15 protein-coding genes are annotated in these 17,735 nt (G+C 42.7%); 10 read left to right on the top strand and 5 right to left on the bottom strand.

What is annotated here, in order from left to right; all coding sequences use genetic code 11:
• Positions 1-373: 373 nt before the first annotated feature.
• The 5 genes from bcsE (at position 374) to R7F67_RS12950 (ending at position 5,291) form a co-directional block, all read left to right on the top strand.
• Positions 374-1,957 carry a cellulose biosynthesis protein BcsE gene (gene bcsE, locus R7F67_RS12970; RefSeq protein ID WP_054576691.1) on the top strand — a complete coding sequence of 528 codons (1,584 nt, stop codon included), beginning with the start codon at positions 374-376 and terminating at the stop codon, positions 1,955-1,957.
• Positions 1,954-2,130 (top strand): hypothetical protein, encoded by a 177-nt coding sequence (locus R7F67_RS12965; RefSeq protein WP_172797322.1) that lies wholly within the window; start codon positions 1,954-1,956, stop codon positions 2,128-2,130. The genes bcsE and R7F67_RS12965 overlap by 4 nt, the downstream gene beginning before the upstream one ends.
• Positions 2,130-3,755, top strand: a complete 1,626-nt coding sequence (gene bcsG / locus R7F67_RS12960) for a cellulose biosynthesis protein BcsG (RefSeq protein ID WP_054576690.1) — start codon at positions 2,130-2,132, stop codon at positions 3,753-3,755. Before R7F67_RS12965 ends, bcsG begins: the two co-directional genes overlap by 1 nt.
• Positions 3,756-3,908: 153 nt before the next feature.
• Complete coding sequence (locus R7F67_RS12955; RefSeq protein ID WP_005382060.1) at positions 3,909-4,826, top strand: SPFH domain-containing protein; 918 nt, start codon at positions 3,909-3,911, stop codon at positions 4,824-4,826.
• A 3-nt stretch (positions 4,827-4,829) separates the two neighbouring features.
• Positions 4,830-5,291, top strand: coding sequence for an NfeD family protein (locus R7F67_RS12950; RefSeq protein ID WP_017634826.1), 462 nt, complete (start codon positions 4,830-4,832; stop codon positions 5,289-5,291).
• Positions 5,292-6,131: 840 nt separating this feature from the next.
• Here the strand turns inward: R7F67_RS12950 and R7F67_RS12945 are convergent.
• The 3 genes from R7F67_RS12945 to zipA all read right to left on the bottom strand — a co-directional run bounded on the left by R7F67_RS12945 (position 6,132) and on the right by zipA (position 11,111).
• Complete coding sequence (locus tag R7F67_RS12945; protein WP_005382055.1) at positions 6,132-7,541, bottom strand: hypothetical protein; 1,410 nt, start codon at positions 7,539-7,541, stop codon at positions 6,132-6,134.
• Between the two features lie 510 nt (positions 7,542-8,051).
• The gene (gene ligA, locus R7F67_RS12940; RefSeq protein ID WP_017819968.1) at positions 8,052-10,064 is read right to left on the bottom strand and encodes an NAD-dependent DNA ligase LigA; all 2,013 of its coding nucleotides are present in this window, start codon (positions 10,062-10,064) and stop codon (positions 8,052-8,054) included.
• Between the two features lie 90 nt (positions 10,065-10,154).
• Positions 10,155-11,111: a cell division protein ZipA gene (gene zipA, locus R7F67_RS12935; protein WP_017819969.1), complete on the bottom strand. Its 957-nt coding sequence runs from the start codon at positions 11,109-11,111 to the stop codon at positions 10,155-10,157.
• Positions 11,112-11,362: 251 nt separating this feature from the next.
• On the opposite strand from zipA, the gene cysZ reads away from it, so the two are divergent.
• The 5 genes from cysZ to crr all read left to right on the top strand — a co-directional run bounded on the left by cysZ (position 11,363) and on the right by crr (position 16,293).
• Positions 11,363-12,106, top strand: a complete 744-nt coding sequence (cysZ, locus tag R7F67_RS12930) for a sulfate transporter CysZ (protein WP_031777216.1) — start codon at positions 11,363-11,365, stop codon at positions 12,104-12,106.
• A 164-nt stretch (positions 12,107-12,270) separates the two neighbouring features.
• A complete protein-coding gene (gene cysK, locus R7F67_RS12925) occupies positions 12,271-13,239 on the top strand; it encodes a cysteine synthase A (protein WP_005382045.1) in 969 nt (322 codons plus the stop codon).
• A 300-nt stretch (positions 13,240-13,539) separates the two neighbouring features.
• Positions 13,540-13,797 (top strand): HPr family phosphocarrier protein, encoded by a 258-nt coding sequence (locus tag R7F67_RS12920; RefSeq protein WP_005382043.1) that lies wholly within the window; start codon positions 13,540-13,542, stop codon positions 13,795-13,797.
• 140 nt (positions 13,798-13,937) lie between these two features.
• Positions 13,938-15,662: a phosphoenolpyruvate-protein phosphotransferase PtsI gene (ptsI, locus tag R7F67_RS12915; protein WP_005389298.1), complete on the top strand. Its 1,725-nt coding sequence runs from the start codon at positions 13,938-13,940 to the stop codon at positions 15,660-15,662.
• Positions 15,663-15,783: 121 nt separating this feature from the next.
• Complete coding sequence (gene crr / locus R7F67_RS12910) at positions 15,784-16,293, top strand: PTS glucose transporter subunit IIA (protein ID WP_005382041.1); 510 nt, start codon at positions 15,784-15,786, stop codon at positions 16,291-16,293.
• 96 nt (positions 16,294-16,389) lie between these two features.
• On the opposite strand, the gene R7F67_RS12905 is transcribed toward crr, so the two are convergent.
• Both R7F67_RS12905 and R7F67_RS12900 read right to left on the bottom strand, forming a co-directional pair.
• Entirely contained in the window at positions 16,390-17,514 is a 1,125-nt protein-coding gene (locus tag R7F67_RS12905; RefSeq protein ID WP_017819971.1) for a flagellin, read from the bottom strand.
• Between the two features lie 116 nt (positions 17,515-17,630).
• Positions 17,631-17,735, bottom strand: a 105-nt coding sequence (locus tag R7F67_RS12900) for a flagellin (RefSeq protein ID WP_254661342.1), incomplete at its 5' end; no start/stop codon positions are given.

Genomic DNA, 17,735 nt, shown 5'->3' with positions numbered 1-17,735 from the left:
TCGACCTATGCGTCTCATATTTATAGAACGATGATGAATGTGAATAAGTTTATTTATAGCCCATATAAATAACAAAGGCCTAAATCATATTTAACTTCAGAAAAAGGATTACAATAATGAATTGTTACCATCCATTTAATACATATAAGAAATTTAAATATTTTAAATGATAATCATAGACTTAGAGACTATTGATTTTAAACTCATAAACATCATGTGAAGCACATGCTATAACTATTTTAATTTCTGATCAATTTCGTTTAATATCTTAGCGTCATTTTCTTGTCACTAAGAAAATCAAAATTGTAACGATTAGCATACAACGGATTGTGAGCTTCACAAAACACATTAAGTTATTGATTTAAGGCTCTTTATGTCATCACTCTCTGAATCATCTGCTATTAAAAACGAACGAGAGATAAACTCTGTTTATGTAAACTTATTTACTCATAAACAGATGCTTATTGATTATTTGTTCAGTACACTACCGGAAAATGACAACACTTCACTTACAAGCTTTACAGACAAAGAAACTTTTTTGTCCACATTGAATGATGAAGCCTTAATGAAATTCAATGACTTATCTAAAACCTACCTTGAACAGTGTTTTTTTCTTAGTCATAAATTCACAAAAAAAACGCCCAAAGCTATAAATCTTGCTAAAGACATTCACCAAACGAACATAAAGAAGTTTTCTACATGTCTATTAGTTGTTCCAGACTCGCTACTATCATCAACTAATGATGATTTTATAAGTGTCTTTCTACAAAGCTTAAATGAGCTGGCAAATAATAAAAAAATCACTATTAGTGTTTGTATATATGGGCATCTGACGACTTCACTATTAAAGCCCATTCTTATTTCTCACAATAGACACATTGCAGGTTTGGCGACCATGACATCATTAGATGACGCTCGCTACTGCTATCTTGTGGATTTTTGGTCCAATAAACACGGTGTAATTACCCAACACGAATACATTCTCACTAAAACTAAAGATAAAACACTAAAAGCAACGTCTTATGAAACGCATCAATCTCATGTCATGCCAGAAGACAAATCGGATAGCGATAGAATCTATGTCAGCAGAAGAGCTTTCAGAGAAAGCGTGAAAGCCCCAAAAGGGATGCGTGTGGCAGAGAGCAATCAAGGACTCATAGCGATGCTAGACAACCTTCGCTCTTCAACGATTATTTTCAGCTGCGATAACCAAAGCGAAGTTCAACAGATCGCGTTAGATTGCTACCGTTTAAGGTCCGCATATGGCCGTCGACTAAAGATTATTGTCAGGGAGACCCAACAATGTCTGAGATATGCAGATGAAAAGTTCTTGCTTCGCGCGGGGGCAAACTTCATTTCTCACGCGCAAATCCCCCACATGCGCTTTATGACTCAGGTTGAAGCAATTCAAGGCCAAATGCTTACACGCCCAATTCCTGAAAGTTTAGAGGCGCTCTTAAAATATGACTTTGAGTTTGGTAGCAAAGGCTACTTACAAAATCAGGACTTTAGTCAATACTGTATTGACGTCATTTCCCACTCAACACACTCAAGTGTGAACTTTGCACTTATAAAGCTGAACTTATTGCCAGGTATGACTGCAGAGGAATGTTTACGTCTTTGTCATATTCGAAGAGATGGCGACGTTGTGACAGCCTGCAACAAAGCTCTATATGTCGTGTTCAGTGCTATTCGACAAAGCGATATTGATATTGCGCTAAACAATATATTTGAGTTCCCAGTGAGAGACCTATTTCACTCGACCCACACGTTTGATACCCAACTAGATATCGAAACAGAGTTAAAATTCATCGTTCAAGATGCCGCTGTCATATCCGACGACGTTTCAGCTCTGGCGACAGAGAGGAAAATATTCCATACCGCCACTAACTCCATTACTGATGTTCCTCCTTTGTTTGCTGTGAAAAAAACCATTGATCTCAAGGAACGTTCATGAATATTAACGATTTTTTACTGACCGTGTGTATCAGTTCAGGTATTGGCCTACTCCTAGGATACTTTCTACGTGACCTAGTAAACGCTACCCGACGCTTTTACCACAAACACTTAAAACGCTCGCGCTATTTTGAGCTAGATACATCAGCCACTAACACCAAGAAGCTTAAGTAATGACATCGCATTCTCATGACTCTACCCCCCTCACTATAGGATTGGGCTGGTGGAACATTTACTTTATCGCAAAAACAGCGCTCTATTTTCAAGGAATCATCGATTTCCATCCAATGGAAAACTTTGCGCTGTTGATCTTCATCCTGCTTCCTATCTCGATGAAAAGCCTAAATGCGGTGCGCCATATCGTTTCATTTGTCGCCGCAGCGTGGCTCTTGCATTACGATTCTTACCTACCTCCTCTAAACCGTCTTTGGGCTCAAGCGGGACAGTTAATGCAGTTTGAATCGAGTTATCTGGTCGAGCTTTTGGGACGATTTTTATCATTCCAAGCAATACTCGGATTGCTCGCTTTGTGTGGTGCGTACTTTATTTTGAGCAAGTTTGTTAGGGTTTCAGTCTTTGTGGTTATTGCGATGATCTATATAAGTATTCCTATGACGACTGAACCTCAGACAACAGTGGCTGCAGAAGTAGCCCAACAACAGCCAACAACCGAGGTTACTGCTAGCAAACAACCTCAAATAACGGAAATTAATGATGCCAGTCTCAACACGTTAACTGCAGATTTCTTTTCTAAAGAAGCTTCCCGACATGTAACATTCGATACCAACAGCGCAATGGATGCTCCTTTTGATTTGCTGTTCTTGAGTATTTGTTCGGTCGCGTGGGATGACATCGAAATTGCAGGACTGGCTGATCATCCTCTGTTCAAAGAGTTTGACATCATGTTCGACAATTTTAGCTCCGCTACGTCATACAGTGGGCCTGCTGTCATTCGTCTGCTACGAGCCAATTGTGGTCAACAAGAACACAGTCAACTGTTCCAGCCAGCACCATCAAAGCAGTGCTACTTGTTCGAAAGTTTGAAAGAACTAGGCTTCACAGAAAATTTACTGATGAACCACAATGGTGTCTTTGATAGCTTCCTTGAATTGATCAAAAAAGACGGCGACTTACAAGCGGCTCTTATGTCTCAAGAAGACTTAACTCCTTACCAAAAATCTTTTGATGGCTCTTCGATCTTCCGCGATAAGCAAGTATTGGATAACTGGTGGCAGCAAAGACTTAACAGTAGTGATGACAAAGTCGTGGCACTCTACAACTCAATTTCACTACATGATGGCAACAGGATCATCAATGCGAACTCAAGCACATCTATTGCTAGCTACAAAATGCGCCTTAAGAATTTGCTTGATGACCTCCACGCGTTCTTTAAAACCTTAAAGTCCTCAAAACGCAACATCGTTGTCGCTTTGGTACCAGAACATGGTGGTGGTATGCGAGGAGACCGCATGCAAATTTCAGGTATGCGAGAAATTCCTGCACCGACAATCATTCATACACCGGTAGGAATTAAAATCTTCGGAGAAGGAATTCAGCGTCAGGGCGACACCGAACACGTAAGCGAGCCATCTAGCTATCTGGCATTGTCGCAGCTCGTTTCGAATATCCTGGATAAAAACATTTATCAAAGTAAGACGTTTAGCCCTTCAATATTGACAGAGAACCTACCAGAAACACGAGTTGTCGCGCAGAACTCAGGCTCTACTGTGATTGAAGTACAAGGGAAGTATTATGTTTCTCTTGATGGTTCAAGTTGGATTGAATACCCCGCAAAATAGCGAGAGTAAAACCATGCCATGACAAAGGCCGGTGTTTCCGGCCTTTGTCATATAAAAAACCAATAACCTCTCAAAGGTCTCAGAACTTCAATTGTCTATTGTCTATAAATAGGTAAAAATGGATCGAACATTATGCACTTAAGGGAATAACTCATGCCAATTGATTCACTGATCACCATCGGTATTTTCGTCGTTCTTGCTGTCGTTATCTTATCTTCAGCCATTAAAACGGTTCCGCAAGGAAACAACTGGACAGTTGAACGCTTCGGACGCTACACCCACACATTAAAGCCGGGTTTAAACTTGATCATTCCATTCGTTGATAAAGTTGGTCAAAAAGTAAATATGATGGAGCGCGTTCTCGATATTCCTGCGCAAGAGGTCATTTCAAAAGATAACGCTAACGTGGTTATTGACGCTGTCGGATTTGTTCAAGTGATCGATGCTGCCAAAGCGGCTTATGAAGTCAACGATTTAGAACACGCTATTAGAAACTTGACCCTTACCAACATTCGTACCGTTTTAGGTTCAATGGAACTGGACGAAATGCTGAGCCAACGCGACATGATCAACTCTAAGCTGTTGGCGATTGTTGACCAAGCAACAAACCCTTGGGGCGTAAAAGTCACACGAATTGAGATTAAAGATGTCCAGCCACCAGCCGATCTGACCGCTGCAATGAATGCGCAAATGAAAGCCGAGCGTAATAAGCGTGCGGAAATTCTTGAAGCAGAAGGGGTTCGCCAAGCTGAGATATTAAAGGCCGAAGGTCATAAACAATCAGAGATATTAAAAGCTGAAGGCGAAAAGCAGTCTGCTATTCTCCATGCAGAAGCACGTGAGCGTGCCGCGCAAGCAGAAGCAAAAGCGACTTACATGGTTTCCGAAGCCATTGCAAAAGGTGACATGCAAGCCGTCAATTACTTCATTGCACAGGGTTATACCGAAGCGATCAAAAGCATTGGTCAAGCCGAAAATGGTAAAATCATTATGCTTCCATTAGAAGCAACCGGACTAATGGGCTCGGTTGCAGGGATAGCAGAAATGTTTAAACAGCAAGATAAAGAATAATTTATGGACTTTTTTAGTTTGTTGGAAGGTATCTCTTTCTGGCATTGGCTAGCGTTTGGCTTTGCTCTTTTAGCAGTTGAGCTACTTGGTACCGCAGGGTATTTTCTCTGGCTCGGGATGTCTGCACTTATCGTTGGAGCACTCATGACCGTTTTGCCAATGAGCTGGCAATTGCAATGGCTTTGCTTTGCAAGCTTCAGCTTAATCACCACCTGGCTTTGGTGGCGACGACAATGGTCTAAAGACAAGCAAGAAGACCAAGAAAGAGATCTGAACCAAAAGTACAAGCAGTTAATTGGGCGTACTCTTATCCTTGAAGAAGACTTTTCCGTCGGGCTCAATCGCATCAAGGTAGCCGATACCACATGGTCCGCACAATCGGATCAAGCACTTCCAGCCGGTACCCGCGTAAGAATCACCGATGTTGAAGGTATTATTTTAATCATTGAGCCTGATTCTAATTAATTTATGCCAAAGTAATGGGGCAAATCATGCTCCATTACTTTAATCTAAACAACTGCTTTCATTTCATTACCTTAATTAAAATCGAGAAAAAAATAAGTATTAGTAATATTATTAATACCCTACCTACCATTTCCTATTATTTAATTATTCAACACACGACAATCAATAAGATAGAAATATATTTAGGTAAATTATCGATCTAAATTTATTTTAAAAAATAAAACTTTATTGAATTATTTTTTGATCTTTTTATCCTCGGATACATACTTAACGCATAAGCATTTAAGTTGAGTGCTTTTTATTTGGTAAGTAAGAGGATGTACTATGAATAAGCTTCTCTTTTTAATGTTGTGCGGTATTTTTTCTTTTTCTTCCTTTGCCTACAACAACGGAAACGGCGGTACAACTAATTTGGGACCTATAGTCGAATGTAAGATGCCAAGTGGCGACGTTACGAATATTCCAAGTGAAATGTGTCGATTTAGAGGTGGGGAATGGGAATAGTAAAGAAGTAAGAGCTTAGTTTGATATAAGAGCCCTATTAAACCTTGCCTTTCTGCGTAGTCACGGTTTACACAAGTACGTAGATTTTTAAAGTTTATATTAAGGTGATGATTATGAGATTTTTATCTGGTCTATTAGTAATATCTTTTGCCATAATTCCGTTAACCACTCATGCTAATGGTGCATCCGGTGGTCGTACGTTAGGCCCAGCGATAAAGTGTGAGTTGCCAAACGGTAATGTACATATGTTGCCACCGTTATATTGCAAAATATACGACGGCCGAGAAGTGAAATAGAAAAGGAGCCTAGCGGCTCCTTTTATTATCTAATTAAGTATTAGTGGAAGCTGTAAGGGATAAGAACTTGTAGACGTAAGTCTGTTTCATCCGCATCGCCAGCACCTGCGTACTCATCACGTTCTAGGATTGTACCGTGTAAACGAATGGTAGAACCTTTAAGCGCGCCACTTTGTAGTGAGTAAGATACTGTTGCGTTAACTGCGTATTCGCTTTCGTAATCCCAGTCACCTGATGCTCCGCTTGCTGCAGAGTCAGCGCCAGTACCGTAACCAAAGCCTAGGTAGTAGTTCCAGCCGTTACCTTGGTTGTAAGATAGACGGTTGTACCATGCTAGCTCACCCGCTTTGTTCCAGTCAGACAGCGCGTCCCACCACTGAGACCAAGTACCATTGTTCATACCATATGTATGAATAGTACGAGGAACGAAGTCCGCACGGTTATCTGTGTCTGTGTAGCGCAACTCAGACATCCAAGCTAGCTTGCCGAAAGATTGATTCAAAGATAGACCAGTGTGGAAACCTAGACCATCGTATTTCACATCATCGTCAACACCGTAGAAATCAAATGCTAGAGTTGTACGGTCACTAACAGTGTACTTCAAGTAAGCCTTGTAAGAAGTGTTGTCAGTTTCGTTGTGGTAGCTAGTTACTTGACCTGCACCCCAGTCAACACCATTTGCATATTGAACGCCAGTAGCTTGACCCAAACCAAGTTGCATAAACAAGCTGTCAGTTAGGTTACCGTTTAGGCCTAGAGAGTGTAGGTAGCTCCATGAAGTGTCAGACCAAAGCGCTGGTGCGTAATCATCTTCGTGAAGCAGCCAAGGTGCTGTAAATTGGTCTGCGCCAAAGTAGCTTAGGTTGAAATCACCAAGTTTAGCGTTTAGTTCGAAACCACGGTAAGTACCAGGTACAAAGCTCCAAACGTTACCGATTGTACCGTTACCACCAGCCTGTAACATACCGAAACGAGCATTAAAGTTTTCGTTTGCTTTGAATTTCAGCGCTGCTTTGTAAACTTTAAGCTGCTGACCATCACCTGCACCCCAGTCTAGGTTGTTACAAGTTGAGATTTCGTTACATAGGTAGCCTTCGTTTGAATTGTAAAGACTATCGTTGTAAAGATCGCCAGAGTAGTAAGCCGCAACATCAGCGCCCACCCAACCATCGTGGTAGCCAGAAGTGAAGTCTAAAATTGCGTTGTAAGAAGAGTAGTTTAGACGACTCCAACGGTCACCATTTTCACCGCCGGGCTTACCTGTTGTACGAGTTCGTGAACGAGTATCAACTATGAATAATGCATTCAGACTTGAGTCTTGCATAAATTCGTTCACTTTCTCTACGTACTCGCCACCTGCTGCACTTTCAGTAGACGCTGTAGCTGGAGCGACAGCAACAACACCAAACATTGCTGCGGTTAACGCTGAAACCTTAAAAAATTTGTCCATGGAAAAACTCCTAAAAATGGATATAGCTGTATTTTTCTATCTCACCTTTAGTTGGCCGCCGAAGGAGAGAAGTAAATTCCTGATCAAACCTAATTATTTCTAATTTGGCTTTTTTTAGTTCCTGCATACACACCGTGTATCCACGTGATTAAGACTAACTTCGCAGCTAAAAACATCCAAATGGAACTTATTTTTTTTCTAAAAAAATATGAGCCACTCCAAAGTTCCATATAACTTATTGATCCAGATCTTATTTTTAACAACACCAACACAACTCAACAAAATATCATTTAAAATCAAACATTTAAATTTAGCCTGAAAGTATCAACTTGAAGTCACTCGCAGACTAAAAAAGCCAAAAAAACCAATACCCCAAGGTTCGATCTTGATCACTGAAAAGAACAAAGGCATCAATTACTCAATAAAAAAACACTTAATTATGAACAAGAAAAAGCCCCGCATGCTTACCATACGGGGCTTTTAGTTATTTTTTAGCTTTTTTGAGAAGACTTAATTCATCAATTCGAGTAAGTCTTGTTCTGTTTTAATTTCGATACCCAGTTCTTGTGCCTTTGCGAGCTTCGAACCTGCATTTTCACCAGCAAACAAAATATCGGTTTTCTTAGAAACACTACCCGTCACTTTAGCCCCCAGTGCTTGGAGGGCTTCTTTGGCTTCTGTACGCCCCAGTTGAGAAAGTGTTCCCGTTAATACTACTGTTTTACCTTCTAATGGTAATTCCCCCACCTGCTCAGTAGTATTAATCTCTGGCCAATGAATTCCTTGTTCAAGCAAATCTTTAACCACCGCTTGGTTCTGTTCTTCACTAAAGAAAGTCGTAATATGTTGAGCAACCACAGCACCGATGTCTTGCACTTCAATCAACTGCTCTTCGGTAGCATTTTGGATCGCTCCCAACGTTTTAAAGTGCATTGCTAAGTTTGCTGCGGTTGCCTCGCCAACTTCACGGATCCCCAGTGAATACAAAAACCGAGGTAAAGTTGTTTCTTTGGATTTTTCTAACGCATTCACAATATTCTGCGCAGACTTTGGTCCCATGCGATCTAGTACGGTTAAAATCCCCGCTGATAACTTAAATAAGTCAGCAGGAGTTTTCACCATCTCACGATCAACAAGCTGCTCGATCACTTTATCGCCTAAACCGTCAACGTCTAACGCTTTACGAGAAACAAAGTGTTTTAGCGCTTGTTTGCGTTGGGCTTGGCAAACTAAGCCCCCCATACAACGTGTTACCGCTTCTCCTTCGATCCGCTCAACATGCGAACCACAAACAGGACACTGAGTTGGGAAAACAATATCTCGAGCTGTTTCTGGTCGACGCTCTTTGATGACAGAAACGACTTGCGGAATAACATCGCCAGCACGGCGGATCACAACGTGATCACCAATCTTGACTTGCAGACGTTCTATCTCATCTGCGTTATGAAGCGTCGCATTACTTACCGTTACCCCACCAACAAATACAGGCTCTAGTTTAGCAACAGGTGTAATCGCACCAGTGCGACCGACTTGGAACTCCACTTCATTCAGTGTCGTCATTTCTTCCTGAGCTGGAAATTTGTAGGCAATCGCCCAACGTGGAGCGCGAGCAACAAAACCCAGACGCTCTTGCACGGCAATATCGTCAATTTTAATAACGACACCATCGATCTCATAAGGGAGGGCATCACGACGCTGCAATATATCTTGGTAGTAAGCTTTTACATCCGCCAAGCTTTCAACTCGCTTAGTTTCCGGACACATTGGCAGTCCCCAAGATTTGATTTGCAAAAAGCGTTCGTAATGACTTGCTGCCAATTCTGCACCTTGCACCACGCCTACACTGTATGCATAGAAGCTAAGCGGACGAGAAGCCGTAATACGTGAATCCAATTGTCGTAAGCTACCTGCCGCAGCGTTACGTGGATTAACAAAGATTTTCTCGCCTTTCTTCCTTGCTAATTCATTGAGCTTTTCAAACCCAGCTTTCGGCATAAAGACTTCACCACGAACTTCAAGACGATTTGGCCAGTCATTACCTCTGAGTTTTAAAGGAATAGCTTTAATCGTACGCACATTCTCTGTGATGTTTTCACCCGTAGTACCATCGCCTCGAGTGGCCGCCTGAACTAAAACGCCATTCTCATATAACAAACTTACGGCGAGTCCATCCAATTTAGGCTCACAACAGTATTCTTTCACACTCTGGCTGCCCACGCGCTCTTGTGCGCGCTTGTGGAAACTATCGAGTTCACTATCATCAAACGCGTTATCAAGCGAAAGCATCGGTACTTCATGTGTCACTTGGCTAAACGCAGAGAGAGGTTGCCCACCGACACGTTGGCTTGGCGAGTCTACGGTTATTAAGTCAGGGTTCTCAGCTTCAATATCCAGTAACTCTCGCATTAAACGGTCGTACTCGGCATCAGGGATCTCTGGGTTATCTTCCACGTAGTAACGCACAGCGTGGTAATGCAACGACTCTTTTAGTTCTTCTAGTCGCTGAAGTACTGATTCAGACATAGTAAAGCCCCGTGTATTTTCAATCGGTGAGGTTGGGAAATCCAAGAAAAAGGGCTCCATCCGGAGCCCTATTATTATTTGCTGTTAAGATTATGCGTTAGCGGCATTAAACTCAACTATTTGACGTCGATAAGATGCTAAACGATCTGGCGTCATTAAGTTGCGCTGGTCATCAAGTACGTTACCACCTAAGTCATCAGCAATTTGCTGCGCAGTTCGGAGCATTAAGTTGAAGTTCTGTTCAGCCTCGCCATAACAAGGCAATGTCATGAAGAATGAAATACCCTTCGTTGTAAACTCAGCAGGATCAGCATGTTCAAACGTACCAGGGTGCATCATATTAGCGACGCTAAACAGCACTTTGCCGTTACCGGACAAGTCGACATGACGATGGAAAATATCCATCTCGCCATAAATTAGACCGTTTTGTTGCATACTTTCAAATAAAGCAGTACCAACAAATGGCTCTTCACCAGCACAGTGCACATTCAATACAATCACTTGCATTTCAGGTTCTGGCTTTGGCTCTTCCTTAGGCTCTGCAACGACAGGCTCACTAACCGTTTCGACTTGCTGTTCTTTCTCCGTAATATCAAACGCGGCGGGAATAACTTCTTCTTCCACAGCAGGCTGGAATGGCTCTTCAGCTACTGTTGCTTGAACAACAGGCTCAACGTCCTCTTCTTTATCTTTTTCTGCAACAAATGAAGGGATGTCATCCGGCTCCTGCTGCGTCTGTTTGACTTCAGATGGACCACCGAATAACGGGTCAGATTCAAACTTGTTGTCGAAAGAACTCGCCATCCCAAAATCTGGTTCTTTGCGATCTTTGCGAATGATCTCAAAGTCATCTTCAGGAGCGGGAGCGAAGTCTCGTTCTTTCTCAACAAGATCATTTTTGTCTTCTTGGTCAACATCCAGCTTACCAAGTGGCTTGTTACCAAACTTTGCTTTGCCTTCTTTTTTACTGCTCCATAAACCATGAAACAGTAATGCCGCGATGGCTAATGCGCCAACAACAATGAGTACGAATCGCAATTCCTGCATTATTTACTCTCAATATACTTGTTTTTACTACTCGCAGTTCCTTGAGCAGCAACCCAAGTGCAATAAATCTGAATGATACGTTTACTTTACCAAAACTATATGTAGATTTAGAACAACTTAATGCAAGAAGTTCCGTTTTTTGTTGTGATTCTTGCCACGATTCCACTTAACAAGACGTCATTTGTCAGGGCTTTGAAAGAAAAGTCCTCACAGGTACAATGAGTTTTCATTTACACGAAGCCAAAATAGACATGAAGAAAAACAATCAGCAGAGAACCGGGTTCGGTTATTTTCTATACGGGATACAATTGGCACTAGCCCCTAAAATCAGGCGCTTTGTCATCTTACCTCTACTTGCAAATATCTTGCTTGTAGGTGGTGCCATCTTCTATCTATTTTCAAACCTTAATATATGGATAGAAGGCTGGATTGGGCAGCTGCCTGAGTTTTTATCCTGGTTAACTTACATTCTTTGGCCTTTACTCGCTCTAACGATACTCGCTACCTTCTCCTATTTTTTCAGCACGCTCGCGAACTTTATCGCCGCGCCATTCAATGGCCTCTTGGCTGAAAAAGTGGAAGAGTACTTAACGGGACAAAAAGTAAATGATGATGGTTTCACTGCCGTCCTGAAAGATGTTCCTCGCGTTTTAGCTCGTGAGTGGAGAAAGCTCCTTTACATTTTACCTAAAGCAATAGGCCTATTCCTGTTATTGCTCATCCCTGCCCTTGGACAAACAGTAGGCCCATTTTTATGGTTTATCTTTACCGCCTGGATGCTCGCGATTCAATATTGTGACTACCCGTTTGATAACCACAAAATCCCATTTAACAACATGCGTTACAAATTGAAACAAAAGCAAGGTAAGGCCTATGGCTTTGGGGTATTGGTGTCTGTATTTACGACGATCCCAATTTTGAACCTCATTGTCATGCCTGTAGCAATATGTGGTGCAACCGCTATGTGGGTCGCGGAGTTTAAGCACCAACGATAGTCGATTAGAGATTAAGGAAAGGGATCAGCGCCAGCTTTTCCCTTTTCTTTTATCAAGTTCTGGGCCAACCTAATAAGATATAACTTTTTAATCCTTTTCCCTTTTTTTCATACCGCATATTCTTCTATCCATATTCACACAACGTGTAATGAAGGAACATCACTATGAGCAAAATCTACGAAGATAACTCTCTTACTATTGGTAATACACCTCTCGTTCGTCTAAACAAAGTAAGTAAAGGCAAAGTTCTCGCGAAAATTGAAGCGCGTAACCCTAGCTTCAGTGTTAAGTGCCGTATCGGTGCAAACATGATTTGGGAAGCAGAGAAAGCGGGCCTTCTTAAGCCAGGTGTAGAGCTTGTAGAACCTACCAGTGGTAACACAGGTGTTGCTCTAGCATTCGTAGCGGCTGCTCGCGGTTACAAGCTAACATTGACCATGCCTGAATCAATGAGCCTAGAACGCCGTAAGCTACTAAAAGCACTAGGCGCGAACCTTGAGCTGACTGAAGCGGCGAAAGGCATGAAAGGGGCGATTGCTAAAGCAGAAGAAATCGTAGCAAGCAACCCTGAGAAGTACCTACTTCTTCAACAATTTGACAACCCAGCGAACCCAGAAATCCACGAAAAGACTACGGGCCCTGAGATTTGGGAAGCGACAGACGGTGAAATCGACGTATTCGTTGCTGGTGTTGGTACGGGCGGTACTATCACAGGTACAAGCCGTTACATCAAAGGTGAAAAAGGCAAAGCCATCACTTCTGTTGCAGTTGAGCCAGCAGAGTCTCCGGTTATTGCACAAGCACTTGCTGGCGAAGAAATCCAACCTGCCCCACACAAAATTCAAGGTATCGGTGCTGGTTTCATCCCTGGTAACCTCGATTTAGACATTATTGACCGTGTTGAGCAAGTTACCTCAGAAGAAGCGATTGAGATGGCTCGTCGCCTAATGGAAGAGGAAGGTATCCTAGCTGGTATCTCATCTGGCGCAGCGGTTGTTGCAGCGAACCGACTTGCAGAACTACCTGAATTTGAAGGAAAAACAATTGTAACTGTCTTGCCAAGTTCCGGTGAGCGTTACCTAAGTACAGCACTCTTTGCAGGTATCTTTACCGAAAAAGAGAACCAACAATAATATGTGTTCAAATCAATTTTTAGTTTAAAAAAGCCCCGTTTAGGGGCTTTTTTGTTGATCCCTGCCCTACCTTTGGTAATATCAGGGTGTTTTATTTCTAGCTTCAAAATAAAGAAGCAGAACACAAAAAGGTTTCAAAGTGATTACGCACGCAAACAGTTGCGTAGTTACCAAACTTTTGACTAGTATCAGAACTGACGCGCTTTGAACTCTTCCCGTGCTAGCGCACAAGATGTAAAGCAGTTAAGCTAAAATCTGGTCACAAACTAACAAAAAAATACATTTATTGGGGTATATCACATGTACGAGAAGCAAGTAGAAATCACAGCAGAAAACGGCCTTCACACTCGTCCAGCTGCACAGTTTGTTAAAGAAGCAAAAGCATTCGACGCAGACATCACTGTGACTTCTAACGGTAAAAGCGCTAGCGCTAAGAGCCTGTTCAAACTACAAACACTAGGCCTAGTAAAAGGTACTCAAGTTACTATTTCTGCTGAAGGCCCACAAGCTCAGCAAGCAGTTGACCACCTAGTTGCTCTAATGGACCAACTACACTAATCCGGTCTCCTACTCCAGAAGCCATTTTGTGAAAGCAAAATGGCTTCGTTGGAAATAGGCTCAAAACTAAGCTAAAACTATTCGTTAGCGCACCCATTATTCTCCCGTTTTATAAAGTTGACCAAACTTAAGGTAAGGCTATGATTTCAGGCATCCTAGCATCTCCTGGTATTGCAATCGGTAAAGCACTACTACTTCAAGAAGATGAAATTGTCCTAAACACAAACACTATTTCTGACGATCAAGTAGAAGCTGAAGTTCAGCGTTTCTTTGACGCTCGTAACAAATCTGCAGCTCAGCTAGAAACTATCAAGCAAAAAGCGCTTGAAACGTTTGGCGAAGAAAAAGAAGCGATCTTTGAAGGTCACATCATGCTTCTTGAAGACGAAGAGCTAGAAGAGGAAATCCTAGCACTTATCAAAAACGACAAGATGACTGCTGATCACGCTATCCACTCAGTGATCGAAGAGCAAGCATGTGCTCTTGAGTCTCTAGACGACGAATACTTAAAAGAGCGTGCAACTGACATCCGCGATATCGGTTCTCGTTTTGTTAAGAACGCACTAGGCATCAACATTGTTTCGCTTAGCGATATCAACGAAGAAGTAATTCTTGTTGCTTACGACCTAACGCCATCTGAAACTGCACAAATCAACCTAGACTACGTGCTTGGTTTTGCTTGTGATATCGGCGGTCGTACATCTCACACTTCAATCATGGCTCGCTCACTTGAGCTTCCAGCTATCGTTGGTACTAACGACATCACGAAGAAAGTTAAGAATGGCGACATGCTGATTCTTGACGCAATGAACAACAAGATTGTTGTTAACCCATCAGAAGCTGAGCTAGAAGAAGCGAAAGCGGTTAAAGCAGCATTCCTAGCTGAAAAAGAAGAGCTAGCGAAACTGAAAGACCTACACGCAGAAACGACTGACGGTCACCGTGTAGAAGTTTGCGGTAACATCGGTACAGTGAAAGACTGTGACGGTATCCTTCGTAACGGCGGTGAAGGTGTTGGTCTGTACCGTACTGAATTCCTATTTATGGACCGTACTGCGCTACCAACTGAAGAAGAACAGTACCAAGCGTACAAAGAAGTTGCGGAAGCAATGAACGGTCAAGCTGTGATCATCCGTACTATGGATATCGGCGGCGATAAAGATCTCCCATACATGGATCTTCCAAAAGAGATGAACCCATTCCTAGGTTGGCGTGCTGTACGTATCAGTCTAGATCGTCGTGAAATCCTTCGTGATCAGCTACGTGGCATCCTACGTGCTTCTGCACACGGCAAACTGCGTATCATGTTCCCAATGATCATCTCTGTCGAAGAAATCCGTGAGCTTAAGAAAGCGATCGAAGAGTACAAAGAAGAGCTACGCGCTGAAGGCCACGCGTTCGACGAAAACATCGAAATCGGTGTTATGGTTGAAACTCCTGCTGCTGCTGCGATCGCACACCACTTAGCGAAGGAAGTGTCTTTCTTCTCTATCGGTACAAACGACCTAACTCAGTACACGCTAGCGGTTGACCGTGGTAACGAGATGATTTCTCACCTATACAACCCACTATCACCAGCTGTACTTACAGTGATCAAGCAAGTTATCGACGCTTCTCACGCAGAAGGTAAATGGACTGGTATGTGTGGTGAACTTGCAGGTGACGAGCGTGCAACACTTCTACTTCTAGGTATGGGTCTGGACGAGTTCTCAATGAGCGGCATTTCAATCCCTAAAGTGAAGAAAGTTGTTCGTAACTCTAACTTCGCAGAAGTGAAAGCAATGGCTGAAGAAGCCCTTTCTCTACCGACAGCAGAAGAAATCGAAGCCGTGGTAGAAAAGTTTATTGCTGAGAAAGCTCAGTAATCGGTAGTACCAAGTAATTCAATACTTAATGGCCATTAGACGGCGAAAAAAGTCGTCTAATGAGCTATATTGGTATACTATAATTCGACAGAATAAAACCAAACCTTAGGAGCATGACACAATGGGTCTGTTTGACAAACTTAAGAAGCTTGTATCTGATGACAGCGCTGACGCTGGTGCTATCGAAATCATCGCGCCACTTTCTGGTGAGATTGTAAACATCGAAGACGTGCCAGATGTTGTTTTCGCTGAGAAAATCGTTGGTGACGGTATTGCTATCAAGCCAGCAGGCAACAAAATGGTAGCTCCTGTAAACGGTACTATCGGTAAGATCTTCGAAACTAATCACGCGTTCTCTATCGAGTCTGACGACGGTGTTGAGCTTTTCGTTCACTTCGGTATCGACACAGTTGAACTAAAAGGCGAAGGCTTCACGCGTATCGCTGAAGAAGGTCAAACTGTTAAAGCTGGCGACACTGTAATTGAATTCGATCTAGCTCTTCTAGAAGAGAAAGCGAAGTCAACGCTAACTCCAGTTGTTATCTCTAACATGGACGAAATCAAAGAGCTAAACAAGCTTTCTGGTTCTGTAACTGTTGGTGAAACTCCAGTTCTACGTGTAACTAAGTAATTTTTACTTAATCGAACACGAAAAAACGCTGCCATTGGCAGCGTTTTTTATTACCTGAAATTTTGTTTCTGATCGACTTACATCAATGAAATCCGCTCAGCTAAGTAATCCAAGTGCCGAACTCTGCCTTTGCTTCGCTTGAGCGAGTAATGCAGTTGTCGCATCTTGGAGCACTTGAGAACGCACCATTTCCGTAGATTCTCTTGCGAAGTCTGTATCTCTTATTCGACTCTTGGATTCTGTAACACTCCGATTCACAGTATTTAAGTTATCCATCGAGCCGTTTACACGGTTCTGAAAGCTGCCAATTTCACTCCGGTGCGAATCAACATACTTAATTGCTGCATCAATCACCCCAATTGAAAGCTGCGCCTTACCTGCCGTCGACATATCGATGTCATCCATTGTGACTAATTGACCAGCGCTCACATCAAGCTCATCCGCTAAACTCCCTTCGAGAACCACACCCTCTGGCGCCTTCATCGTAGAAGCGAAGAATTGCAGTTCGTTGTTTTCCGTTACTGAAGCATTCACTATCGATTGTTGAGCATTGATGTAAGTGGCGACCTGTTCTATGCGGTCACCCAATTTGAGTCCAATGGATTCCGTTTGGGTTTGCCCTTTACTGTCTTGGTATTCGACTTTTAGGGTTTGGTTATCTTTAGTGACTCGCCAATCTTTATCGACCGCATCACCAACATAATGCTGCCCTCCCATCTCTGGGATATGGCTACGCATGTTACGTAACGTCAAAGAGATTGAATTAGCGTTCGCGCCAATATGGAAACTTTGTGAACCGTAAGATCCATCAAACAGGTTTTTATCCGCAAATGTTGTCGTGATCGCGACACGATCAAGCTCATCTTGCAGCGCTACGACCTCATATTGAATACTTTGCCGATCACTTGAGTCATAACTGCCGTTTGCTGCTTGAAGCCCCAGAGAGCGTAAGCGTTGCAATATGTCACTGCTTTCGTGCAATGCTCCCTCCGCTGTTTGAGCAACAGAAAAAGCGTCGTGCGCATTTCTTAAGGCGACATCAAGCCCTCTCGTTTGTACATGGAGAGTATTCGATATCTGTAAACCTGCCGCATCATCGCTCGCCGAGTTGATTCGAAACCCCGAAGTTAGGTTGCGTTGTGACTCAACATTTTGCGCAGCTGCTTGACTCAGGTGTCTCTGCGCCACCATCGCAGAAACATTGGAATTTAAAGAGATCATCTAATCGATATGAATGCCTTATCGAACATACTGTCAGGACACATCTGAATCGTTATAGCCAATAAGCAAAAAGCCAGGGATGAGCCTGGCTTTGGTTTCTTGCTTTGTTAAATTGATTAACCTAGCAGACTTAGCGCTGAGTTAGGCGCTTGTTTCGCTTGCGCAAGGATTGAGCTTGACGCTTGCGATAGAATTTGTGATTTGGTCATTGCCGTCGTTTC

Origin of the sequence: Vibrio sp. YT-17 (assembly GCF_033337375.1) — a bacterium.
Lineage (GTDB): Bacteria > Pseudomonadota > Gammaproteobacteria > Enterobacterales > Vibrionaceae > Vibrio > Vibrio alginolyticus.
The sequence above is the reverse complement of the archived record's forward strand: the minus strand, read 5'-3'. Positions and strand labels throughout refer to the sequence as shown.